23 protein-coding genes are annotated in these 23,425 nt (G+C 66.2%); 10 read left to right on the forward strand and 13 right to left on the reverse strand.

Annotated elements, in window-relative coordinates:
• Positions 1 to 129: 129 nt before the first annotated feature.
• Positions 130 to 1,983: a methyl-accepting chemotaxis protein gene (locus YH64_RS25805; protein ID WP_046807101.1), complete on the reverse strand. Its 1,854-nt coding sequence runs from the start codon at positions 1,981 to 1,983 to the stop codon at positions 130 to 132.
• Positions 1,984 to 2,125: 142 nt separating this feature from the next.
• On the opposite strand from YH64_RS25805, the gene YH64_RS25810 reads away from it, so the two are divergent.
• Complete coding sequence (locus tag YH64_RS25810; protein WP_046807100.1) at positions 2,126 to 3,955, forward strand: hybrid sensor histidine kinase/response regulator; 1,830 nt, start codon at positions 2,126 to 2,128, stop codon at positions 3,953 to 3,955.
• A complete protein-coding gene (locus YH64_RS25815; RefSeq protein ID WP_046807099.1) occupies positions 3,952 to 4,590 on the forward strand; it encodes a response regulator transcription factor in 639 nt (212 codons plus the stop codon). Before YH64_RS25810 ends, YH64_RS25815 begins: the two co-directional genes overlap by 4 nt.
• Here YH64_RS25815 and YH64_RS25820 read toward each other — a convergent pair.
• The 5 genes from YH64_RS25820 to YH64_RS25840 form a co-directional block, all read right to left on the reverse strand.
• Entirely contained in the window at positions 4,529 to 6,724 is a 2,196-nt protein-coding gene (locus tag YH64_RS25820) for a peptidase domain-containing ABC transporter (protein WP_046807098.1), read from the reverse strand. The two genes, YH64_RS25815 and YH64_RS25820, sit on opposite strands and share 62 nt — an antisense overlap.
• Positions 6,721 to 8,013 (reverse strand): HlyD family secretion protein, encoded by a 1,293-nt coding sequence (locus tag YH64_RS25825; RefSeq protein ID WP_046807097.1) that lies wholly within the window; start codon positions 8,011 to 8,013, stop codon positions 6,721 to 6,723. Before YH64_RS25825 ends, YH64_RS25820 begins: the two co-directional genes overlap by 4 nt.
• Before the next feature lie 54 nt (positions 8,014 to 8,067).
• Complete coding sequence (locus tag YH64_RS25830; protein ID WP_143215544.1) at positions 8,068 to 8,265, reverse strand: hypothetical protein; 198 nt, start codon at positions 8,263 to 8,265, stop codon at positions 8,068 to 8,070.
• 259 nt (positions 8,266 to 8,524) lie between these two features.
• Positions 8,525 to 9,571 (reverse strand): Dyp-type peroxidase, encoded by a 1,047-nt coding sequence (locus YH64_RS25835; protein ID WP_046807095.1) that lies wholly within the window; start codon positions 9,569 to 9,571, stop codon positions 8,525 to 8,527.
• Positions 9,572 to 9,789: 218 nt separating this feature from the next.
• On the reverse strand, positions 9,790 to 10,548 hold the full coding sequence (locus tag YH64_RS25840; protein ID WP_370512780.1) for a MipA/OmpV family protein: 759 nt from the start codon (positions 10,546 to 10,548) through the stop codon (positions 9,790 to 9,792).
• Positions 10,549 to 10,688: 140 nt separating this feature from the next.
• Between YH64_RS25840 and YH64_RS25845 the strand changes: the two genes are divergently transcribed.
• Together YH64_RS25845 and YH64_RS25850 are read left to right on the forward strand one after the other, a co-directional pair.
• Positions 10,689 to 11,357, forward strand: a complete 669-nt coding sequence (locus YH64_RS25845; protein ID WP_082134636.1) for a response regulator transcription factor — start codon at positions 10,689 to 10,691, stop codon at positions 11,355 to 11,357.
• Entirely contained in the window at positions 11,354 to 12,712 is a 1,359-nt protein-coding gene (locus tag YH64_RS25850; protein ID WP_046807093.1) for an ATP-binding protein, read from the forward strand. Before YH64_RS25845 ends, YH64_RS25850 begins: the two co-directional genes overlap by 4 nt.
• Before the next feature lie 37 nt (positions 12,713 to 12,749).
• Here the strand turns inward: YH64_RS25850 and YH64_RS25855 are convergent, their stop codons facing one another.
• The gene (locus tag YH64_RS25855; RefSeq protein ID WP_052946109.1) at positions 12,750 to 13,604 is read right to left on the reverse strand and encodes an alpha/beta hydrolase; all 855 of its coding nucleotides are present in this window, start codon (positions 13,602 to 13,604) and stop codon (positions 12,750 to 12,752) included.
• 155 nt (positions 13,605 to 13,759) lie between these two features.
• Here YH64_RS25855 and YH64_RS25860 point away from each other — a divergent pair, with 155 nt between their 5' ends.
• Together YH64_RS25860 and YH64_RS25865 are read left to right on the forward strand one after the other, a co-directional pair.
• Positions 13,760 to 14,425 (forward strand): GntR family transcriptional regulator, encoded by a 666-nt coding sequence (locus YH64_RS25860; RefSeq protein ID WP_046807092.1) that lies wholly within the window; start codon positions 13,760 to 13,762, stop codon positions 14,423 to 14,425.
• Between the two features lie 18 nt (positions 14,426 to 14,443).
• Positions 14,444 to 14,806 carry a hypothetical protein gene (locus tag YH64_RS25865; protein WP_046807091.1) on the forward strand — a complete coding sequence of 121 codons (363 nt, stop codon included), beginning with the start codon at positions 14,444 to 14,446 and terminating at the stop codon, positions 14,804 to 14,806.
• Positions 14,807 to 14,818: 12 nt separating this feature from the next.
• Here the strand turns inward: YH64_RS25865 and YH64_RS25870 are convergent, their stop codons facing one another.
• The 3 genes from YH64_RS25870 to YH64_RS25880 all read right to left on the reverse strand — a co-directional run bounded on the left by YH64_RS25870 (position 14,819) and on the right by YH64_RS25880 (position 17,421).
• Complete coding sequence (locus tag YH64_RS25870) at positions 14,819 to 15,487, reverse strand: RraA family protein (protein ID WP_046807090.1); 669 nt, start codon at positions 15,485 to 15,487, stop codon at positions 14,819 to 14,821.
• A gap of 31 nt (positions 15,488 to 15,518) precedes the next feature.
• Positions 15,519 to 16,484, reverse strand: coding sequence for a tripartite tricarboxylate transporter substrate binding protein (locus YH64_RS25875; RefSeq protein ID WP_046807089.1), 966 nt, complete (start codon positions 16,482 to 16,484; stop codon positions 15,519 to 15,521).
• 61 nt (positions 16,485 to 16,545) lie between these two features.
• Positions 16,546 to 17,421: an NAD(P)-dependent oxidoreductase gene (locus YH64_RS25880; RefSeq protein WP_046807113.1), complete on the reverse strand. Its 876-nt coding sequence runs from the start codon at positions 17,419 to 17,421 to the stop codon at positions 16,546 to 16,548.
• A 221-nt stretch (positions 17,422 to 17,642) separates the two neighbouring features.
• Between YH64_RS25880 and YH64_RS25885 the strand changes: the two genes are divergently transcribed.
• The 3 genes from YH64_RS25885 to YH64_RS25895 all read left to right on the forward strand — a co-directional run bounded on the left by YH64_RS25885 (position 17,643) and on the right by YH64_RS25895 (position 20,380).
• Positions 17,643 to 18,152 carry a DUF1993 family protein gene (locus YH64_RS25885; protein ID WP_143215545.1) on the forward strand — a complete coding sequence of 170 codons (510 nt, stop codon included), beginning with the start codon at positions 17,643 to 17,645 and terminating at the stop codon, positions 18,150 to 18,152.
• A gap of 130 nt (positions 18,153 to 18,282) precedes the next feature.
• Complete coding sequence (locus YH64_RS25890; RefSeq protein ID WP_255444750.1) at positions 18,283 to 19,860, forward strand: FAD-dependent monooxygenase; 1,578 nt, start codon at positions 18,283 to 18,285, stop codon at positions 19,858 to 19,860.
• A gap of 73 nt (positions 19,861 to 19,933) precedes the next feature.
• Complete coding sequence (locus tag YH64_RS25895) at positions 19,934 to 20,380, forward strand: SRPBCC family protein (protein ID WP_046807086.1); 447 nt, start codon at positions 19,934 to 19,936, stop codon at positions 20,378 to 20,380.
• A 13-nt stretch (positions 20,381 to 20,393) separates the two neighbouring features.
• Here the strand turns inward: YH64_RS25895 and YH64_RS25900 are convergent, their stop codons facing one another.
• On the reverse strand, positions 20,394 to 21,293 hold the full coding sequence (locus YH64_RS25900; protein ID WP_052946108.1) for a type II toxin-antitoxin system HipA family toxin: 900 nt from the start codon (positions 21,291 to 21,293) through the stop codon (positions 20,394 to 20,396).
• Here YH64_RS25900 and YH64_RS25905 point away from each other — a divergent pair.
• Positions 21,246 to 21,533 carry a hypothetical protein gene (locus YH64_RS25905; RefSeq protein WP_052946107.1) on the forward strand — a complete coding sequence of 96 codons (288 nt, stop codon included), beginning with the start codon at positions 21,246 to 21,248 and terminating at the stop codon, positions 21,531 to 21,533. The genes YH64_RS25900 and YH64_RS25905 overlap by 48 nt on opposite strands.
• A 266-nt stretch (positions 21,534 to 21,799) precedes the next feature.
• Here YH64_RS25905 and YH64_RS25910 read toward each other — a convergent pair whose 3' ends face one another.
• The gene (locus YH64_RS25910; protein ID WP_046807111.1) at positions 21,800 to 22,384 is read right to left on the reverse strand and encodes a YceI family protein; all 585 of its coding nucleotides are present in this window, start codon (positions 22,382 to 22,384) and stop codon (positions 21,800 to 21,802) included.
• Positions 22,385 to 22,465: 81 nt separating this feature from the next.
• A complete protein-coding gene (locus YH64_RS25915; RefSeq protein WP_046807085.1) occupies positions 22,466 to 23,233 on the reverse strand; it encodes a class II aldolase/adducin family protein in 768 nt (255 codons plus the stop codon).
• Positions 23,234 to 23,425 lie beyond the last annotated feature (192 nt).

Genomic DNA, 23,425 nt, shown 5'->3' on the forward strand with positions numbered 1-23,425 from the left:
ACCTGCCGGGTTGCCTGCCGGGTTGCCTGCCGGGTTGCCTGCCGGGATCCCTGCCGGGGCGCTTGCCGGGACGCCTGCCGGGGCGCCTGCCAAGCGCCAGCCGCCGCAGGCTTGCCGACCCTGCCCGTCCTACGCCGCGCGCGGCAGCGCCAGCATTGTGCCGGGCTGGCCACCGTGCGCGTCGCCGCGCAGCTTGAACAGTCCCACCGTGTCGGCCAGCGCGCGCGCCTGGTCGCTCAGCATCGCCGAGGCCGCGGCGGATTCTTCCACCAGGGCCGCGTTCTGCTGGGTGGCTTGATCCATGTCGGCCACGCTGCGATCAATCTGGCTGATGCCGACGGCTTGCTCGGTCATCGCGCCGTGGATCTCGTTGACCAGGCGCTGCACGCGGGCAATGCCGTCCACGATTTCGCTCATGGTCGAGCCCGCCGCCTGCACACGCTCGGTGCCGCTCTTGACGTTTTCAACCGACGCCTGGATCAGCGTGCGGATTTCCTGTGCCGACGCCGCACTGCGTTGCGCCAGCGTGCGCACTTCGCCCGCCACCACCGCAAAGCCGCGCCCCTGCTCGCCCGCGCGCGCCGCTTCCACCGCCGCGTTCAACGCCAGGATGTTCGTCTGGAACGCAATGCTGTCGATCACGCTGATGATTTCGGTAATGCGTTGCGACGACTGCGAAATCGCGCTCATCGTCGTCACCGCGTCCGTCACCACCTTGCCGCCGCGCTCGGCCGCCACGCTGGCTTCCGTGGCCAGGCGCTTGGCGTGTTCGGCGGCCTCTTCGGTCTGGCGCACGCTGGAGGTCATCTGCGTCAACGCCGACGACGTCTCCTGCAACGAGCCGGCCGACGTTTCCGTGCGCTGCGACAGGTCGCGGTTACCCATGTCGATCTCGCGCGTGGCGGCCGACATCGAATGCACGCCCGTGCGCACGTCCAGCATCACATGGCTGATTTTGTCGACAAACGCGTTGAACGAGGCCGAGATCTGCGCCACCTCGTCGTTCCCGACCACGTCCAGCCGATGCGTCATGTCGCCGTCGCCCGAGCCGATGGTGTCCATGGCGTCGCGCACCGCCGACAGGCGCTTGAAGGCGCGGGATGTCACCACACTGGCAATGCCCACGGCCACCAGGGTCAGCACCACCAGCGAAATCAGCGTGGCGTTCAGCACCTGGGTCAAGCCCGCCGTGGCTTCGGCGCTGTCCAGCGCAATCACCAGCGACCAGTCGGTGCCGGGAATGCGGCGCGCCTTCAGCAGCTTTTTCTGGCCGTCCAGGCTGACCGTGATGGGGTCGGCGCCCTCCTGCGCCATGGCGGTGAGCGCGGCCGGCGTCAGTTCCGGGGCCACGTCGGTGGACGGCTTCAACGCCAGCTTGTCATTCACGTGCGAGATGACCTGGCCGTCGGTCGCCACCACGAATGCCAGGCTGGACGGCGTGGGACGGATCGCGCGGATGATGCTCTGGATGCCATCGAGCGGCACCGCGCCGCTCAGCACGCCCACCGTCTGCCCGCTGCGTACCATCGGCGCGGTGAACGCCACGTACAGCTTGCCGGTGCCAGAATCGCCGTACGGCTTGGTCACGGTCAGCTTGCCCGCAGCGACCGCGCTCTTGTACCAGGGCCGCGCGGTGGGGTCGTAGTCGGCGGCGGTTTGCGTCGTCGAGAAAAACGTCTTGTCGGACCAGCCTATCGTTGAAATGGGAAAGCCGTTGGTCTCACCCATCAGCTTGGTCAGGCCGCGCGGGTCGCCCTTTTCCACCACGGCGGCAGTGGCGGAAACCGCTTGCGCCTTGTCCGCCGACCAGCGCTCGATGGCGCTGGCGTTGCCGGCTGCAATGGCGTCCAGGTTGCCCGAGATGGTTGCCATCATGTTGCTGCGCACGATCTGGTAGGTGGTGATGCCCGACAAAACCAGGGCGCCTACGACGGTAAAGCAGGTGATCAATAAAATACGGTTGCGCAACGAGGTGATTTTCATTCTTGCCTTCTTACTGCCACAGCCCATACCGGACGGCACGGGTACGCAGCCCCCCCCACGAAACAGGCGGCCACGTTTGGGCTTACGGCAGGCACGGCGGAACCTTTAGCCGGGCGCGATGCAATCGGTCTAAAATCCGCCGGTGCAGCCCACCCCAGGTCACTCCCCTTCCGCCACCGCGTCCACCTCCAGCTACGGCGCCCGTATCCAGCAGGTGCAGATCGACGCCTTGCGCCGAAGCTTTCCCTTCGCGCTGGCGGGGTCCCTGATCACGGCCTGCTTCTCGGCTTACGCCTTGCACAACGTCTTGCCGCTGCACGAAGTGCTGTGGTGGATCGGCGCCACATTAGTGGTCGGCGTGCTGCGCCTGGCCGCCGTCATCGCCTACGACCACCATCGCGCCGACCCCGGCGCGGCCCAACGCTGGCTGCGGCGCATGCTGGTGGGCAACCTGACGTCCGGCCTGCTGTGGGGCCTGCCCTTTGCCTACTGGACGCTGTTCGTTCCGCTGGAATACCAGCTGTTCTTCATCGTCATCCTGTTCGGGCTGGGCACCGGCGCCATCTATTCGAACTACATGCTGCTGCCGGTGATGTACGCGTTCGAGGTGCCGGCATTCGCGCCCATGTTCATCGCCCTGGCCGCGCAGCCCTCGGCCATCCACCTGGCGCTGGTCACGGGCGGCCTGGCCTATCTGGTCGCCACGCTGGCATTCATCCACCGCATGAACCGCACGCATCTGGACGCGCTGCGGCTGGGGTATGAAAACCTGGCGCTGCTGGAACAGGTACGCCAGGAAAAGATTGCCGCCGAACGCAGCGACCTGGAAAAATCGCGTTTCCTGGCAGCCGCCAGCCACGACCTGCGCCAGCCCGTGCACGCGGTCAACCTGTTCCTGGGCTTGCTGACAAACGAGCCGCTGTCACGTCACGGTCACTATCTGGTGGACAACATCGGCAGCGCCATGGCGGCAATGGGGCAGTTGTTCGATGCCTTGCTGAACCTGTCGCGGCTGGATGCCGGCGTGATCGAACCGCGTTGGCAGGGCTTTGCGCTGAACCCGCTGCTGGATCGGTTACGCGCCGAATACGCCCCGCAAGCGCGCGAAAAAGGCATGTCGCTGCGCGTGCGCGCGTGTTCCGCCTGCATCTGGTCCGACCCGGTGCTGCTGGAACGCATCCTGCGCAACCTGATCAGCAACGCCATCACGCACACCACCGGCGGGCGCGTGCTGATCGGCTGCCGCCGCGTGGCGGGCCAGCTGCGCATTGAAGTGTGGGATAACGGCGTCGGCATTCCGGCGGCCGAGCAAGAACGGGTGTTCTGGGAATTCCACCAGCTGGGCAATCCCGAACGAGACCGCAGCAAGGGCCTGGGGCTAGGGCTGGCCATCGTGCGCCGCACCGCCACGCTGCTGGGGCATCCGCTGGCGCTGCGTTCGCAGGCGGGTCGTGGCACCGCGTTCATGTTGACGACGCCCATCGCGGACCCCGCCCAAGCGGGCCTGTCCAACGTCAGCGCCGCGCCCTCCGATGCGCGCGCGATGGCTGGGGAATCCGTCTTGCCCGGACAGCTGGTGCTGTTGGTGGACGACGATGCGCAAAACCTGGCCGGCTTGACGATGCTGTTTGAAAGCTGGGGCTGCCGCGTCATTGGCGCCACCAGCGGTAACGCCCTATTTGAACGCGTGCTGCCGCTGGCCGAACGCCCATCGCTGATCGTCAGCGACTATCGGCTGCGTGACCACGAGACCGGCATCCACGTCATCGAGCGGCTGCGCGAGGAATACAACGACCCGGACTTGCCTGCCCTGCTGGTCAGCGGCGACACGGACCCCGCCCGCCTGGCCGAAGCCGCCGACCGTGGCATCCCCCTGCTGCACAAGCCCGTTGCGGTGCGGGCACTGCGCGAACGCGTGGCCGCGCTGCTGCAAGCGACGCACGCCACCGCGTGCTCTGGAGATACCGAATGACGGCCGTACTGCTGGTCGACGACCACGCCATGTTCCGCGAAGCCCTCGCCCTGGCCTTGGCCAACACGGTACCCACGTTGACGCTGCATCCGGCCGCCAATGGCCGGGACGCACTGGAGGTGCTGGCCCGCCATGAAGACATCACCAATGTAATCATGGACTACTACTTACCGGATATCGCCGGCGCGGAATTGCTGCGGCGCATGCGGCAGCGTCGTTCGCGGTTGCGCGTGCTGGTGCTGTCTGCCTCGGAGGACCCCGAAGACCGGCGCCGCGCCATGGAAGCCGGCGCGCAGGCCTTCATGAACAAGTCGGCCAGTTGCCTGGAACTGGTGGCCGCGCTGGATGCCATCAACGATGCCTCCCCGCCCCTGCACCGGTCAGCGGCCGGCGGCGACGCGCACCCCACGCAAGACGAAGCGGCGCTGCTGCGCACGCTGACGCCGCGTCAGCAGGAAGTGTTGCGGCTGATGTGCGATGGCCTGCGCAACAAAGAAATTTCCGAGCGCTTGCGCATGACGGAAAAAACCGTGAAGACGCACGTGTCGGCCATCCTGGCCGCACTCGGCGTGCTTAATCGCACGCAGGCGACGTTAGTGGCTCGGCGCGGCGGCGTGTTCGGCCGGCCGGCGTAGCGCTGCGCCGCCCGCTGTCGGCGGCAATCTTTCCCTCCACCAGCGATATCTCGCGGCCCGCGGCGGCGATGGTGTCCGGCCGATGCGCAACGATGACGCGCGTCATGGCCAGCCGCGCAATCGCCGTGTTGACCACGCGTTCACGGTCGATGTCCAGATGGCTGGTGGCCTCGTCCAGGAACAGCACGGACGGCTGCTTGTACAGCGCCCGCGCCAGCAGCACGCGCTGCTTCTGGCCGCCCGACAGCACCGTGCCCATATCGCCCACCAGCGTGTTGTAGCCCATGGGCATGGCAACGATATCGTCGTGAATGGCGGCGATGCGGGCGCAGCGCTGCGCGCGATCGGCATTGAAACGCGGATCGAAAAAACTGATGTTCTCGCCGATGGAACCCGCAAACAGCACATCGTCCTGCAACACCGTGCCCGCCATCTTGCGCAGCGAGGCCGCGCCCGGGCCGCGCACCGGTGCGCCGTCCACCAGCACTTCGCCATCGGTGGGCGTAAGAATGCCCAGCAGGATATTGACCAGCGTGGTCTTGCCGCCGCCCGATGGCCCGGTGATGGCCACGGATTCGCCCGACTCGATCCGCAGGCTCACGCCGTCCAGCACATAGGGTTCATGCGGGCTGTAACGAAAGCGCAGGTTGCGCACCTCGATCACGGGCGGGCGTACGCCGGCGCCGGCGCCAGGGTCTGCGGTGTCGCGCGGCGTTTCATCGATGGCCTCCGGCGCTTCGCGCACGATATCGGCCAGCCGCTCGCCTTGCAGCCGCAACATCTTCACGTCCACCAGCTTGTCCAGCAACGCCGCCACGCGCTTGTCGAACAGCGTCTTGTAAACAATGAACGCCAGCAAGGCGCCGACAGTAAACTGGCCGTTCAGCACCAGCCGCGCGCCCGCCCACAGAATGGCAATGGACGACAGCCCGAACAGCAAGCCATTGAACGTGCGAAAAAACAGCGTCCATTTCTGTACACGCAGATCGGCGTTGATTTCATTGACCAGCAAGGCCAGCCACCGTGATCGGCGGTCGTCCTGATGCTGGAACAGCTTGATGGCCTTGACGCCGCGCACCGTTTCCAGAAAGTGCGACTGTTCTTTCGCGGCGTGCACGATGTGCTCTTCGGTGGCGTAGCGCAGCGACGCATAGCCGGCCCACCGCGCAAGCCCATACAGCGCCATTGCCCCCAACGCGATCCACGCCAGCGGCGGGCTGTACAGGAACATCAGCACCAGCGTAATCACCATCACCATGCCGTCCAGCAGGGCTTCCAGGAACGACGTGGTCACGGTGCGCTGGATGGCGTCGATGGCGCCGAAGCGCGACACGATGTCGCCCAGGTGACGCCGTTCGAAATAGCCGACCGGCAAGCGCAGCAGATGCGTGAAGACGTTGGTGCGCCATTGCAGATTCAGCGTCGTGCCCAGGTACAGCAGCATCCAGCTGCGCGCGACCGAGGTCAGTTGCAGCATCACCATCAACAGCCCGAAGGCCAGCGCCAAGGTGGTCAGCAGGTCGCGGTCGCCGGTGTTCAGCACATGGTCCACCACCCATTGCAGAAAGAACGGCTGCACCACCGTCAGCACTTCCAGCGCCAGCGCCAACAGCAGCACTTGTGAAAACGCCGCGCCCAGGCCCGAGATGCGCCCGGTCAGTTCACGCAGCCGCACGGGCCGCGCCTCGTGCGCGGTGACGAAATCCGGCGTGGGCCAAAGCTCCAGGGCCACGCCGGTGTACGACGCCGACAACTCGCTGATGGCGACCTTGCGGGTGCCGCGCGCCGGATCGATCAGCGTGGCCCACCGCCCATTGATGGCGGTCAGCACCACAAAGTGGTTGAACTCCCAGTGCAGGATGCACGGCAGCGCCAGCTTGCCCAGCGCGCCCAACCCCGCTTTGACGGGGCGCGATGCCAGCCCCAGCTGGCTGGCCACATGGATCAGCGTCGCCAGGGTCGAGCCTGACAGCGACACCGGAAAGCGGCCGCGCAGGCTGGCCAGGCTTTGGTGATGCCCATGAAAGCCGGCGATCATGCCCACGCAGGCCAGCCCGCATTCGGCCGCCTCGGTCTGCAACAGGCGCGGCACGCGGCGTTTGACGCCCAGCGTCAGGCGTTCAAGCATCGTCATAGTTTTCCCGCCAGTTGGTGGGCGGGGTCGATGGCCCATTGATAGAGCCGCCGCGTCTGTTGCAGCAGGTCGGCGTCCAGGCGCATGCCGGGGCGCAGGGTCAGCGACTGCCCATCGGGTCCGCGCACCGGTCTTTGCAGCAACACGGTGATGCGGTACATCGGCTCTCCCGGGGCGCCCGCGTTGGCGTTGTTGCCGCCAGGGCCGTCGGGGGGGTTGGCATCGGCGCTTGCCCCGTCGTGCAACTGCCATTCCGGCAAGGCGCTTTGCGTGACGTTCTGCACCACGCCCGCTTGCTGGCCGTAGGTTTGGTAGGGGTAGGCGGCAAAGCGCATCAGCACCGCATCGCCCGGCGCCACGAAGCCCACCGCGCGGCTGGGCGCATACAGTTCGGCCACCAGCTTCGCGCCGTCCGGCACGATGGTGGCCAGCGGCCGTGCCGTGTCCACCGCCTGGCCCACGTCGGCTGTCACGGCCGTGAGCACGCCCGCTTGCGGGGCGGTGACCAGCATCTGGCGCCGCGCTTCGCTTTGCGTCAATTCCACTTCCACGCCCGCCAGGTCGCGGTCCAGTTGAGCCAGCTGATTTTGCTGTCGCAAGCCCAGGTCGGCCAAGCCGGCCTGCCGTGTGGACAGGTCCAGTCCCAGGCCGATGCGATCGCGCAGCAACGCCTGCAACTGGTTGCGTTGCTCTAGCAGTTCGGCGCGCTTCGCGTCGGATTCTTCGGGCGACAGATAGCCCTTTTCCATCAGGTTGCGATAGCGCTGCGCGCTGTCTTCGGCCAGCTTGATGCGGGCGCGCTGGCCGTCGATCTGGCTGTCGATGGCCGTCAGCTGCGCGCGCAGGCTCGCCACGCCGGCCGTCAACAGATCGCGTTCGCCCTGTTGCAGCAACAACGTTTTCTGGCGCGCGACGCGCAGGCTGTCCTGCCGCTGACGGATCTGCCCGCTGATGACTTGCTGCGTGTCGCCCATGGCGCTTTGCCGGTCGCCGGACACCACGTACAGCACGTCGCCCGCGTTCACATGCTGGCCTTCCCGCACCCGCCTTTCAAGCACCACGCCGGCGTCGCGCACATACAGCTTCAGCAGGCCCGTATCCGGAGCAAGCCGGCCGCTGACCGTGGCACGCTTGGTGTAGGTGCCGAAGGCCAGGAACAGGCAGACCAGCAACACAAAGCCGCCAAGCGCCGCCGTGACCAGCGCAAACGACACCGGTCGGATCAGGACGATATCGCCCAGCGGCGCGGTGCGTTGCGCGGCCAGGGCTTGTTTGCGATAGAGCGACACGGCAGGTCAGGCCAGAAGGAGTGCGCGGCGATGGCATCGCCGCGCCCCCCTGCATCAGCGCGTGAAAAAGGTCTTGCCGGACGTCAGGGTTACCGAACCCTGGCCGGGGACGCTACGCTGCGGCACGACGACGCCGAACGAGCGGTTCTGGCCGTAGCCGCCGCTGACCTGCTGGATTTCTTGTGCCGTCAGGGCCTGGACCTGGGCGTCTTGCGCCTGGCTGGCCGTGGACGGTTGATGGTTGGTCTTCATGCGATTCTCCTGCTGCTTGCCGACGAAGAAAACCGCGTCGGCATCGGCTGAGCAGCAGCCACCGCACGGCACGTGCCGCGTGACGATGCAATCGGAAGGCGCCGTGGCCGGCAATGCCGATCTGCTCCGGGCGGACAGTAGCAGCGGGGCGCGACCGGCGCATCGGTCTTTAGTCGTAGAGGATGGCGTTCTTGCGCCCTGCCGCGCCTGCGCGGCACAGCCTCAGGGTGCAAGATATTGCCGGCCTCGGCCGCCGCCCCTACGGCACGGTCGGTGCGACCGGTGCGCTCGGTGCGCTTGGCGCGCTGGCCACCACCGGCGCGGCGTCGTCCTGGACAACAGCCACGACCGGCGCGCGTTCGGCCAACTGCTCCAGCAATTGCGCCGACGGCACGAAGAACAGCCCGCCCGTCACCGCCTGGCTGTAATCCAGCAAGCGGTCGTAGTTGCCCGCCGGGCGGCCCACGAACATGTTTTCAAGCATCTGCTCGATGGGCGCGGGCGAACGCGCGTAGCCGATGAAGTACGTACCGAACTCGCCCATGCCCGCGCGGCCGAACGGCATGTTGTCGCGCAGGATCTTGATCTCTTGGCCGTTCTCTTCCAGCGTGGTCAGCGCGCTGTGCGAGGACGCCGGCTTGATGTCGTCGTCCAGTTCAACGTTGGATAGCTTGTGGCGCCCGATGACGCCTTCCTGGCTTTCAACCGTCAGCGCGTTCCAGGCCGCCATGTCGTGCAGGTACTTTTGCACCAGCACGTAGCTGCCGCCAGCAAACTCGGCGTCTTCGTCGCCGATGACGGTGAAGTTCACGGCTTCGCGGCCTTCGGGGTTTTCGGTGCCGTCCACAAAGCCGATGATGGCGCGGCGGTCGAAATAGCGGAAGCCGTGCACCTCGTCCACCACCGTCACGGCGTCGCCCAGGCCTTGCATCAGCAGCGTTGCCACTTCAAAGCACAGGTCCATGGAATCGGCGCGGATGTGCAGCAGGATATCGCCGGGCGTGGCCACCGCCACGCGCGCGCCTTCGCCGAACACCCGGAACGGATGCAGGCTGGCCGGACGCGGCTGGCCGAACAGCGCGTCCCACGCGTCGGAGCCGAACGCGCACACACAGGACAGGTTTTGCTCCGGCGAGCGCGTGTTGACGGTGCGCACGCGCGTGGCCACGTCTTCGCACCACGACCGCACCGTTTGCGCGGCGTCGGCGCCGGGGTTGATCGTGGCCACGATAAAGATCGCGTGCCGCGTCGTCGGGCTGTGCACGGCTTGGGGTTCGGGCGGAAGGTCGGGCGAAGTGGCGGGCATGGCGGGGCTCAAGGGAATGAGGGAATGGGGAAACGAGGAAGCGAGGAAACATCCGGGATTTCGCGCGGAAATTGTATCCGGCACCCGGTGCGTTTTCTTGAACAAAATAACGCTGCGGGTTGCGCCTTGTTTGTTGCGCGCTGCGCGTTGCCCGGCCGCCCGCTGCCGGGAAGCCGGCTGCCCCCAAGCCCGCTGCCCCGCCGTCCCGCCGTCCCGCCTTAGAAGCGATACATGACGCCCACCGACCCAAACATATTCGTCTTGCGCTCGGTCAGCGGGCTGTCGCGCGCATCGCCCAGCAAGGTGCTTACGCCCAGGGTGGACACGGTGCTCCAGCTGGGGTCGATGCGATAGGTCCAGGTGGTGTACAGCGCCGCCGACTTGAAGCCCGACGACGGCGAATAGGTGGACAAGCCTTCGCGGCTGCGCGCCGCTTGCGAGGACGTCACGCCGAACCAGGTCTGCATGGCGTCGTGGTTGGCCCATTCGGTCCTGACGCCGACCTGCACCACGTTCCGCTCGGTCATCAAGGCTGCGTACGAGGCGCGCAGTTCCAGCGTGCCGCCATAGCCGCTGCGCGCCGCCTGCTTGTAGCCGGCGCCCAGCGAATACCGGCCCGGCCGCCACTCCACGTAGGCGCCGTAGGCGCCATGGAACTTGATGTCGTCCAGCCCTTTGGTGCGGTCCGCGTCGTCCGCCTTGCGGCCCAGGCTCAGCCCCACGAAGACGCCCGCGTCCAGGTCGGTGGCCAGCGACGTCTTCAGCCCCATCGCGGGCAAGCCCATGCGCGGCGTGATGAAAAAGTTGCCGGAGTGGTAGTTGATCAGCGGCACGGGCAAGGCGCGATATTCGCTGGACCCTTCATAGACCGGTATGGCTCCGACCCCTAAACCTATGCCGTTGGCGCCCTGCGCCTGGGCCACGCCGGCCCCGCCAAGCACCGCGCCCGCCATCAGGCCGCTTGCTACTATACCCATCCGCATCAGGGCTTCCTTTTCATTCGTGTCGTTGGCCGCGGGCGGCCGCCCACGGGATCGGCCCGAATTGTCTTCTGCAACTTTTAAAATTTCTTTAAGACCCGCCGCCCGCCTGGCGCGGGTCCCGGTCTGGAGTGTGTTTGCGTATCCTGCTTGTTGAAGACGACCCCATGCTGGGCGACGCGCTGCACGCGGGCCTGGCCGATGACGGCGCCAGCGTCCACTGGGTGCGCACCCTGCCCGACGCGCAACTGGCGCTGGTGGACCACGGCTACCACGCCGTGCTGCTGGACCTGGGCCTGCCTGAAGGCAGCGGCCTGGCGCTGCTCAAGACGTTGCGCGGCCGTTTCGACACCACCCCCGTTCTGATCATCACGGCGCGCGACCGCCTCAGTGAACGCATCCAGGGCCTGGATGCGGGCGCCGACGATTACCTGGTCAAGCCGTTTCAGCTGGACGAGCTGCAGGCCCGGCTGCGCGCGGTGCTTCGGCGCAGCAGCAACAGCGTGGTGTCGGCGCTGCGCTGCCGCGATGTGGTGCTGGAACCGGCCGGCCGCCGGGTCAGGCAAGGCGGCCGCGACGTCAGCTTGAGCGCGCATGAATACCACACGCTGCTGGCGCTGATGCAGCGCATGGGCCACACGGTCAGCCGGGATCAGCTTGAAGCGGCGGTGTACGGCAGCAGCGGCACGATCGAAAGCAACACGGTGGCGGTGTACATCCACCAGCTGCGGCGCAAGCTGGGCGACGGGCTGATCGAAACCCAGCACGGCATGGGCTATCGCATCGTGGCGGACACCGCGCCATGATGACGCTGCGCCGACGGGTGGCCATCACCCTGTTGCTTGCCATGCTGGCCACGGGGTTGATCGTGTTTGCGCTGATCTACGTGCAGCAGACGCGCGCTGAAACCGGCATGTTCGACCAGGGCCTGCGCTACGGCGCGCAAAAGGCGCTGGTGTCCATTCCCACCACCCTGCTGGAAGCGGAGCCGTCGCGCGAAGACCGTTTTGAATTGTCCGCGCCCGCCCGGATGGACGGCGAAACCGCCAACTTCCAGGCGTGGTCGCTGGCCGACAAGCGCCTGGTCCTGCAATCGCCCTGGGCGCCCGCCGAGCCCTTGGTGCCGGACTACCAAGACGGTTATCGCAACATCATCCTGCAAGGTGAACCGTGGCGCGCGTACGCGGTGTCGGACGCCGACGGCCGCGTGCAGGTGCAGTTTGCCAAGTCGGTTAAAGAGCTGCGGCAGAAAACCGCCGACCGCATGTGGAGCAGCCTGTGGTTTCTAAGCGTGCTGTTCCCGACGCTGATGGCGCTGACGTGGCTGGTGATCCGGCGCGCGTTTCGGCCCGTGGACCACGCGCGCGACGCCATCCTGCACCGCACCGGCGTGGATCTGACGCCGGTGCCCACGGCCGGCATGCCGGGCGAATTGCGCCCCTTTGTCGGCGCCATCAACGACCTGCTGCAACGTCTGTCGGCCTCTTTGGACCGCGAGCGCCGCTTCGTGGCCGACGCGGCGCACGAGCTGCGCACCCCGCTGGCGGCGTTAAGCACGTATGCCGAACTGGCGCTGCGCAGCGAAAGCGAGGCGGCGCGCGCGCAGGCGGTCGGGCAATTGCGGCAGGTGGCCACGCGCACGGCGCGGCTGGCCGAACAGTTACTGGAACAGGCGCGCACGCAGGCGCAGGACGAAAGCGCAATCGAACCCGTGCCGCTGGATCGGCTGGCGGAAATGATCGCGCGCGACAGCGAAATGCCGGCCGCATCGCGCCAGCAGCGCATTGCCCTGGACACCGAAGCCGTGTCCGTGCCGGGCAATGTGGACGCCCTGGGCGTGCTGGTGCGCAACCTGCTGGACAACGCGTTGCGCTATACGCCGGCCGGCGGCCGCATTCAGATTCGTTGCGGGCCGCTGGTTGCGGGCGGCGCCTACCTTAGCGTGTCGGACGACGGGCCGGGCATCGCACCGGCCGAACGCGAACGCGTGTTCGACCGCTTCTACCGGCCGCCCGGCACAGCGGAACACGGCAGCGGCATCGGTTTGTCGCTGGTGGCGCAGATTGCCAAGGCGCACGGCGCGCGAATCGAATGGGGAACCGGGCTGGGGCCGGCGGGACGCGGCGTGAGCTTGACGATCGCATTCGCCCAGCGGGTGTAGTGCTGCCGGTGTAGCACTACACCCGCTGTCGTGGGCGCTATCTGACATACCGTTGCAGCGTTGCCGCCAGCGAGGCGGGCAGCATCGCGCCGTGCCCCAGGCCAGGAAACACCTGCAAGTCTGCGCGCACATGCGTAATCCGCGACAGGGCACGCACGACGCTTTCGGGGCTGCCCGGCGCGTCGTCCTGGCCTTTGGCTTCGGCGCCGGCCATGACCGTTACGTCGATGCCGGCCGGCAGTACCGGCGCAGGCGATGCCAGCGCTTGCAGGATGGTGTGATCGTTCCACCAGATCGACGGGCTGGCCGCCACATAGCGCTGAAACGCCTGCGGCCGCGTCAGCGCCGCGTGCAGCACGAACAGCCCGCCATACGAATGGCCGTACAGATTGCGGTTGCCCGGGTCCACGGGATAACGCGCCTGCACCAGCGGCAGCACCTGTTCCAGCAGCAGGTCCAGGAAATGATCCGCGCCCCCGCCCCGCTTGGCCCAGCCCACGGCGTCGGGGTTGTTGGGCGCGCCGCGTGGCGCGTCCGCACCGGGCGATGGCGGCGTGTAGTCGTAGGACCGCGCCGCCAGATTGGCCTTGGGATCAAACGGCTTGGCATCGTCATGGTCCACACCCACCACCACCGCTTGCAGCGACCGCCCGGGCGGCAATGCCGCCTGCGTGCGCGTCAAGCTGTCGAACACCGCCGCGCCATCCAGCATCAGCAGCAGCGGGTAGCCGGTGGGCGGCGCCGGGTCAAGCGGCGGCGTCCAGACCGACAGGCGATACACGCGCTTGCCATCCGGCGCGGTGACAAGGTGATGGTGGATATCGGCGGCCGCCAAGCCAATGGCGATCTCGGCGGGTTGCGGCGGCAGGGCGGGGAAATTGTGCTGGCCCATGGCGGTGCGCTCTTCATCGAAACAGGACGGCTTTATTCAGCCATAAACGGCGGCGGGCGGCAACGTGGCCGGCCGCCTCGCAGACGCTGTTTTCAAGTCGCCTTCGGGTATAGTCTGGAACTCTTCGCGCCCCCCAGGAAAGCCCCTTCTTCACCATGACCAGCGCCCGCGATCTTGTCTATGCAGAACTGCGCCGACGCCTGATGTCCGGCGTGTTCCTGCCTGGCGAACGGCTGCGCGAAGAACACATCGCGGCCGAACTCTCCGTCAGCCGCACGCCGGTGCGCAGTGCCATCGAACGGCTGGTCGCCGATGGCCTGGTCAAGCGCGAAGGCCGGCGCGGCGCCGAGGTGCTGGGCTGGGTGGATCGCGACATCAACGAAGCGTTCGAACTGCGCCTGCTGCTGGAACCCTATGCCGCGCGCAGCGCCGCCGAACGGGCCACGCCGCAGCAGATCGACCATCTTGAACAGATCAACCAGCGCATGCTGGACGCCATCCTGTCCGACGATGCCGACAAGGTGGCGCGGGTGCAGCATTGCAATAACCTTTTTCACCATGCGCTGCTGGACGCTGCGCAATCGGCGCGCGTGCGCACGATGGTGGAAAACCTGCTGGACATGCCGATCATCATCGGCTCGTTCTATTTCTATACGCACGACGACATGCTGCGCAGCGTGGAACACCACCGCCAGATCATCGCCGCCTTGCGCGCGCGCGATGCGGCCTGCGCCGACATCGCCATGCGTTTTCACCTGACCAGCACGCACCTGTTGTTTCGCAGCCAGCGCAAGCCGCCGGCCGATGCAACAGCCGCATGATGGGCATTACCGATATTTATGAATTCGCCTCAGATCCTGGTTGCCCTTTTTGTCCTGCTGCTGGCGGTCGCCATCCCGCTTGCCACCCTCGTGGTGCAGTTGTTCCGCCTGATGCAGTGGATGTCGCGCGGCAATGACCCCACGCGCGGCGACCGCCCGCATTTCACGGGGCCGGTGCTGGCGCTGCTGTTCAGCACGCTGGCCGCCAGCGACTTCACGAACTACGAGCCGCTGCGCACCATCGCGCAGATCAACCCCGTGCCGCTGGCCGCGCGCGCGTACTTCACGGTGACCATGCTGGTGCTGGCGGTGCTGTCCTGGGCGTACGCGGGCGGGCTGAAGGACCGGCTGCTGCGCCGCCTGGGTATCGGCCGGGGCTAAGGCGGCTGCCCGCTACGGCTTCCAGCCCTGCGCCTTCATGCGCGCGTCGATCCACGATGTGTCCAGCGTGCCGGCGGCGATCTGGGCCAGCATCTTTTCTTCCACCGCGTGCTTGGCCGAGGCGGCCTCGTACAGCGCGGGCACCTGGTCGTAGGGCAACGCCAGCAGGCCGTCTTCGTCGCCCAGGATCAAATCGCCCGGCTCGATCGTCATGCCGTCCAGCGAGATCACCACGTTGATTTCACCCGGCCCGTCCTTGTACGGCCCGCGATGCGTGACGCCCGCCGCGTACACCGGAAACGAGCCGCGCCGGATGGTGCCGCAGTCGCGAATGGCGCCGTTGATCACAATGCCGGCCAGCCCGCGCGTCTGCGCGTAGGTCGTCATGATTTCGCCGATGATGGCGTTGGTCAGGTCGCCGCCCGCGTCCACCACCACCACGTCGCCCGGCTGGGCCAGATCCAATGCCTTGTGCACCAGAAGGTTGTCGCCGGGGCGCGTGCGCACCGTCACGGCCGGGCCGGCCAGCAAGGTGCCGTCATGCATGGGGCGCAGGCGTGCGCCGCCCGCCGTCATGCGCCACATGCAATCGCTGATGTTGGCCACCGGGATGTGGCGGAATTTCTCGACGAAATCGCTGCTGACCGCGCGTTGGCGCGGGCGGATATCAAAGCCGATCATGGGGTGCTCCTGTTGCGTTCGATGTTGGGGTTCATTGCTTCGGGATGCCGGCTTCCTGCACGACCTTGCCGAAGACGTCGTGGTCGGCGCGATGGCGCTTGGCCAGGTCCGCGGGCGTGCCCGTCATGACGCTGTAGCCGGAGTCTTCCAACTTCTTCACCAGTTCCGGCTTGGCCTGCGACGCGTTCAGCGCCTGGTTCAGCGTGGCGACGACGTCGTCCGGCGTCTTGCCCGGCGCCATCAAGCCCCACCAGATGGTCTGGTTGATGGTTTTGAAACCGCTTTCGGCAAAGGTCGGCACGTCGGGCAAGGCGGGCGAACGCGCGTCCGCCACCACCGCCAGCGCGCGCACCTTGCCGCCCCGGATCTGCGGCAACAACGAAGCCACCGAACCGGTGTAGAGGTCGATGCGGCCGCTGGCCAGATCCGGAAACGCCTGCGACCAGCCGCGATACGGCACGTGCATCAGCTCCATGCCCGCGGCCTTGCGCCACAGGTGGCCGATCAAGTCGCCGCTGCCGCCGATGCCGGGTATGCCCAGCGAGATTTGGCCGGGCCGCGCCTTGGCGGCTTTCACCACATCGTCCAGCGTTTTGTAGGGCGACTCGGGCACCACCACGAACACGCTGGGCGACGAGGCCACCAGGCCGACCGGCTTGAAGTCCTTGAACGTGTCGTAGCTAAGCTTGTTGTACAGCCACGGGTTGAGCACGATGTTGTCCGTCTGCGCCATGACCAACGTATGGCCGTCGGGCTTGGCACGCGCCGTGGCGTCCAGCGCCAGGTTGCCGCCGGCGCCCGGCTTGTTTTCCACAACGATGTTCCAGCCGGTGTCCTGGGCGATGGCCGACCCGATCATGCGGGTCAGTGTGTCGGTGCCGCCACCCGGCGGAAAGGGCGAAATCAGCGTGATCGGGGCCGTGCCCATGTCGGCGGCGCCGGCGGCGGCCGACGAGATAAGCAGCGTGGCCGCCAGCAAAGTCTTCAGGGACGTCATTGTCTTCCTCTCCAGGTTTTGTTCATGCCAGCGGCCCTCTGCGGGGCCGCTTTGTCAGAAATCAGGATTGCCGGGCCAGCGGCGTCAGCCAGGCCAGACGCGCGTCGACCGAATCGGGCACGTTGAACGAGCCTGCCTCGCGCGCCGCTTCAATCCCCTTGGCCGTGCGCGCGAACAGGCGTTCCACGCCGTCCAGCACCAGCGGTTGCAAGCCGGCTTCGACCAGTTGTTCGCGGGCCTCGCGCACTTCGGCCAGGCGGCGCGGCGCGTGCAGCACGTGCGAACGCACGAACGAATCGACGAACGTGGTGAGCGGCGTGCGGTCCATGTCCGACAGCACGTCGTACAACGAGGCGCGCAGGCCCATGCTTTCGGCGGCGACCAGGCATTCCACGGCCAGGCTTTCCATGCCCTTGGTCAGGATGCTGCGCAGCAATTTCAAGCGCACGGCATCGCCTGCCTGGCCATCGATGGCTTGTGCGGGCGCGCCGCAATCGGCGGTAAAGGCCGCCACTTTTTCAGCGCCCGTGCCGGCGCACAGCAGCGGCGTGCGCGCGCCCAACAACGCGATGGCGCCCATGATGGCCACGTCGGTGAACGGCACGCCGTGCTGCGCCGCCACCTGGGCCGCGGCGCGCATGTCGCCCGAGCTGGCGGTGGTGAAGTCGGCATACGCCGCGTCCTGGCGCAAGTGCGGCAAAGCCGCCGTGGCGACGGCCAGCGCGGCGTGGCCGAACACGGCCGAGGCGACGATGTCGGCCTCTTGCAGCCACGCGCCGGGGGTGGCATGCAACGGGGCGCCATGCGCCTGGGCGCGCTGCTGCATCTCTGCGTCTTGCCTTAGCTCACAGATCCCCACGATCTGGTGTCCGCCCGCCCGCCACGCCTCGGCGTAGCAATGGCCCACTTCCCCACAACCCAACAATGCGATTTTCATTTGCACCCGAACCGTAAAAAAATACATAAAAAATACATAAAGGGTTATAGCGCAAGGAAAAACGGCAGATATACCCCGTACAAACCCCAGGTTTAGTGAATTCTGGATACATTAAAAGTACAAAACACCAGCGGGAACGAACGCCATCAATTGCTGGTAGTCTTGCCGCAGCCGCGCAGGGAATTTCCCGCGCCCGCCTACCCTTATTCAAGCGAGCCCCCATGACCCACCCCCTGTACGACGCCTCCGTTCCCGTCATCAAGCAGATGCTGTCCGCCCTGTCGGACGTGCTGAAGAAAGCCGAAGCGCACGCCACGGCCAAGAACATCGACGCGTCCGCCTACCTGGGCGCCCGCCTGTACCCCGACATGTTCCCGCTGTCGCGCCAAGTGCAGATCGCCTGCGACTTCGCCAAGGGCATCGCCTCGCGCCTGGCTGGCGCCGAGGTGCCGTCCTGGCCCGAAGGCGAAGCCAGCTTTGCCGAGCTGCAGGCGTTGATCAACAAGACGCTGGCGCACGTCGGCGCGTTCACGCCGGATCAGTTCGAGAAAGCCGCCTCGCTGGAAATCGTGCTGCGTCCGGGCACGCCCAAGGAAAAGAAGCTGTCGGGCAGCGCCTACCTGCTGCACTACGGCCTGCCGCAGTTCTTCTTCCACGTCACCACGGCCTACGCCCTGCTGCGCCACAACGGCATCGAAGTCGGCAAGCGCGACTACATGGGCGCGTACTGATACCGACGCACCGGTAAGCCGGCCCTCGCCCATCAGGCAAGGGCCGCTTTCATTGACGCTTTCCCTCGGCTTGCTCTAATTTCGCCAGACGCCCACGCATGGGCGGCGCGGGCCGACTGGGGAAAGCTTGATGATCGCGACGACCGTTCTGATCGTGGGCGCCGGCCCCGCCGGCCTGCTCACCGCCTCGGAGCTTTTTCGACGCGGCGTCGATTGCCTGCTGATCGACGCGCACGAACGGCCGCTGGACTGGGACCGCGCCACCGTGGTCCACCCTCGCACCATCGAAATCCTGGACGCTTTGGGCATCGCCGCGCCGTTGCTGGATGCCGGCGTCAAGCAGCGCCGCGCGCGCATCCACGCCGCCGGCAACGTGCTGGGCGACATCGATCTGGCGCTGTGCGGCAGCCGCTACCCCTTCAATATCGGTATTTCGGAAGAAGTCACCGAAGCCATCCTGACCGACCATCTGCAAGCCCTGGGCGGCAGCGTCACTCGCGCCACCCAGCTGGTCGGGCTGCAAGAGCGCCCCGACGGCGTGCTGGCAACCCTTGAGCAAGGCGGCGTCCGGTCCAAGGTGTTTACCCAATGGGTCGTCGGCTGTGATGGCCACCACAGCACCGTGCGCACGCTGATGGGTATCGGCCAGGACGGGCACGACATCCACCAGCCCTGGGCGGTATTCGACGCCGCCATCACCGGATGGCCCGATTCGTTCGAGGCCAACTACGCCTACCTGGATCCGACGCCCGTGATCCTGACCGCACTGCCCGAGCGTCGGTGGCGCGTCTATCTGCGGCCCGGTTCGCCGCAGTCGGACCTGGTGAACGACGCTCTGGAGACCTTGCGCCGTTACCTGCCCGACGCGCGCTTCGAAGGCGTGTCGCACCCGACCCGCTTTGATTGCCACACGAAGGTCGCGCAGCGCTTTCGCCTGGGCCGCACGCTGCTGGCCGGCGACGCGGCGCACACGTGCAGCCCCGCGCAGGGCCATGGCATGAACAGCGGCATGCAGGACGCCTACAACCTGGGCTGGAAGCTGGCGCTGGTTTGCCAGGGGCATTGCTCGGACGCCTTGCTGGACAGCTACCACGCCGAGCGCCGGCCGGTGGCGGACCAGGTCATGGCATCGGGCGACGCCGCCGAAAACGCCCAAATGGTCATGGATCCCGAGGCCCGCCGCGAGCGCGACGCCGCGATCCGCGCCGCGTTCTCCGACCCCGCCACGCGCCATCACGAAGCCGTGGCCGAGGCAGAGCTGGACATCGATTACGCCGGCTCGCCCATCGTCATGGGCGATGCGCAACCCAGCGTGTCGCCCGGGCAACGCCTGCCCGACCACCTGCCCGTCGAATTCGCGTCAGGCGGCGCGGGCAAGCTGCACGACTACACCAAGCGGCTGGGCCACACCGCGCTGTTGATCGGGGGCAGCGCCACACCGCAAGACGAGCTGGCGCAGGTCCACCGCGACACGGCGGCGCTGTCGGACGGCCCCATCATTGAAGTGGTTGTTGCACTGACGGCCAACGCCGAGGTGTCCAATGTGGACGCCTACCTGTCGCCCGACACCGCCCGCCAGCTGGGTGTGAACAAGATCGTGCTGCTGGTGGTGCGGGCGGACGGCCACGTCGGCCTGCGCGCGGACGAGCGCCACGCGCAAGCCTTGTCGGCGTATGTGGACCGGTTGCGTTCTCAGGGTTTTTCCTAGGAAGATCCCCGTCGATGTTGGCGCGGCCGGTTCGTCGTATCAGTACGACCCACTCTTCTCAAGGCGATCCACCATGACTACCGGCACCGTGAATTTCCATCGCGTCCTGCGCGCCAACCCCGACCGCATCTACCGCGCCTTCCTGGAGGCCGACGCCGTCGCCAAATGGCTGCCCCCGTACGGCTTTACCTGCCAGGTCCACCAACTGGACGCAAAGGTAGGCGGCACCTACAAGATGTCGTTCCGCAATTTTGGATCGAACCAGATCCATGCGTTCGGCGGCGAATACCTGGAACTGGTCCCTGGCGAAAGGCTGCGCTATTCCGACCGCTTCGACGACCCCGGCATGCCCGGCGAAATGATGACGACCATCCAGCTGCGCAAGGTGTCGTGCGGCACGGAAATCACCATCGAGCAAAGCGGCATCCCGGCCGCCATCCCCACCGAAATGTGCTACCTGGGCTGGCAGGAATCCCTGCTGCAACTGGCCCGGCTGGTCGAGCCGGAAGTGGCCGAGTAGGCCGGCTGGGACGTCACGCGCCGGGCTTGCCCTGGAAGTAGACAGGCGCTTGCACGGAATCGCTGCCCTGCTCCCATTCGGCCCGCATCCTGGCCAGGAAATCGGCGTCGACGCGGTGCTTTTCATCTTCCAGCACCTCGTGCATGGCCGTGGCAATCCGGTCGATAACCGTTTCCGGCCTGGCAACGCCACACACCGTGCGGCCAAACTGAAGCAGCGTTTTCCTGCTGGGATACTCGCGGCTTTTGTTCAGCTTGAGCGCCAGCGTCCGGTCAGACAGCTTGCGGCCGGATTGCGGGTCATCGATCTCGTACACGCTGGTCGTCACCACGTCGAACAGCGGCGCCAGGGCGGCTGGCGCCGCGCCCGGATGCCGGTACAGCAGACCGAAATTTTTCAGATGCGCGTCGCCATTGCGCAGCAGCACCGATAGCGCCACGTATTCGAAGTACCGGGCCAGGCTTTCAACGCGATTAGCGCCGCACAGCAGGCCGATCATCTGCGCGATGGTCTCGTAAGCGCTCAGGTACTTTTCCTTGGCGGTCTTGCGCAACAACACGGCCATGTCTTCAAAACCCAGCTGGTCGCCCCCGTCCAGGTCAAAGCGGCGCATCACGAATAGCGAGCCATCATCCGACAGCCAGAACTCGGGCACGCGAATTCCCGCTTGCTTCGCGACGGTCATGCAGAGGAATTCGTTCTGCGCCAGAAAGGGATAGTCCTCGCCTGCGGCCTTGACGATAAGGTTCGGCGTGAAGGTCGTGGACTTGTCGATGATCGGCTTGGCATCCAGTTCGTCCGCGTCCGGCATCAACACCTTGGGTTGAAAGCCTGAAATGCCCGAGGTCAGGTAGGCGCTGACCAGGTGGTCAAAAAGCTCGACACTGGCGCCACTGGACAGCAGCGTCTTCAACCCGACCTCGGCCTGAAGGCGCTGCGCCTGACTTCCGGGTTCTCGATAGCGCAACCGCCCGATCTGGTTGCTGCCCGTCAGGGCCAGCAGGCTTTACTCATCGTCCAGGCGCCCCACGTCGTCGTAATTGATGCCGGCGGTATCGATGCGCAGGCCCATATTCATAACCGCAAGGGCGCGCAGGATGAAGTGCAGGCCGACGTTTTCGCCTTTTTCAATCTGAATGATGAGGTGGCGTGACAGCCCGGCGCGTTCCGCCTAGGTGGCCTGGCTTATTTTTCGCTGCTTGCGTTCACGCTGGAAACTCTCGCCAAACTCTGCGGGAAGGACGGCGGTGGGGAAGTACGGCATACGCAACATTCCTTGGCTTTAACGCCTGGGGTAGTTGCGATACCGTACACCGATCCGGCCCACAAATGTAAGCCAAAGCCGACTTTTTCTGAAAATTTGGCAAAAATGTCGGCTATGACTTACATATCTACGATAGGACGCGCCAGGATCCGCCCCTACCCCCGACGCCCCGCCTCGACCTGGATCTTCAGTTCCACTTCGGGCTTAAAGCCCATGTCCAGGCCGAAGTCCAGGCCGAAATCCTTGCGGCTGAATTCGGTGGAGGCGTCCGCGCCGCAGACCTCGCGCTTTTCCATGGGGTGCTGGATGCACTTGAAGTCGTCGATGTCCAGCTTGACGCGGCGGGTCACGCCGCGCAGCGTCAGGTCGCCGGTGGCCTCTTCGGGGCGGTCGCCGTCGAACTTGGTGAATTTGCCCTTGAAGGTGGCGGTGGGGTAGCGGGCGGCGTCGAAGATGTCGGGCGCCAGCGCGTGCTTGTTCATCTCGTCGTGGCCGAAGTCCACCGAGTTGATGTCGACGGTGACCTCGACGGTGCCGGTGCGGGCCTGGCGGTCCAGCACCACCACGCCTTGGGACTTGTTGAATTTGCCGCGCCACGTGGACAGGCCGCCGAAGTGGTCGGCCTCAAAGCTGGGATAGGTGTGCGAGGGGTCGATGTCGTAGGTGACCGGCTCGGCGACGACCTGGGCGGACAACGCCAGCACGGCGGCGCCCAGCATCAGGGTCGGGATGCGCTTCATCGAAGTCAGCTTCATCAAGGCTCCTTATGGTGAATGGGCCGTGCGCGGACGGGCCGGGCACGGCGGACAAACCAGACAGACCTATTCCGCGTAGCCGGGGTTGCGTCGATCCAGCCGACGCAACAGGCCCGGCCAGGCCAACGAGGCCTTGTAGGCACGGTCCGCGGGCGATTCAACGGCGGCGCGCGCCAGGACCTCGGGCGGGATGAAGATCAATTCGCCGCCGCCGGCCTGCGCCCGCACCTGCGCCATGCAGGCGGCTTCCAGGCGGTGCATGGCCTGGAACGCCTCGGCCATGGTCTGGCCCACCGTCAACAAGCCGTGGTTGCGCAGGATCAGGTAATTGTTGCTGCCCAGGTCGCGCACCAGGCGCGGTTGTTCTTCGGGGTTCAGCGCCAGCCCTTCGTAGTCGTGATAGCTCAGCGAGCGCAGCGCGATGAAGGCAAATTGCGACAAGGGCAGCAGGCCGTCTTTTTGCGCCGACACGGCCACGCCGTTGATGGAGTGCGTGTGCAGCACGCACATCGCGTCCTTGCGGGCCGCATGGATACAGCTGTGGATGGTGAAGCCGGCCGGGTTGATGTCGTATTCCGAATCCATCACCTTGTTGCCGTGCAGGTCGATCTTGACCAGGCTGGACGCCGTGATCTCGTCGAACATCATGCCGTAGGGATTGATCAGGAAGTGCTCGGTGCCAGGCACCTTGGCGGTGATGTGCGTGAAGATCAGATCGTCCCAGCCAAATAGCGCCACCAGCCGATACAGGGCCGCGAGGTCTGTGCGGACCTGCCATTCCGTTGCGCTGACTTGTTCGCGCACGCCGGCGCCCTGTTTGCTTACCGTGTCCATCCCGTCTCCAGTGTTATTGATTCGTCTTGGGTCCATTCCGAAGGCGCTTGCGGCCATGACGCCGCCGGCCCGTGGAACACTGTATTGGTTTTAAACCGATCCGGCATGGCCGTGGGCGCTGCCGTCCGTCAGATGAAAAACAATTTTCGTCGCACCGCGCCGGGCGTGGCCCCGGCCCCGGTTCCGCTTGCA

Origin of the sequence: Achromobacter sp. LC458, assembly GCF_001005835.2 — a bacterium.
GTDB classification, from domain to species: domain Bacteria; phylum Pseudomonadota; class Gammaproteobacteria; order Burkholderiales; family Burkholderiaceae_B; genus Achromobacter; species Achromobacter spanius_B.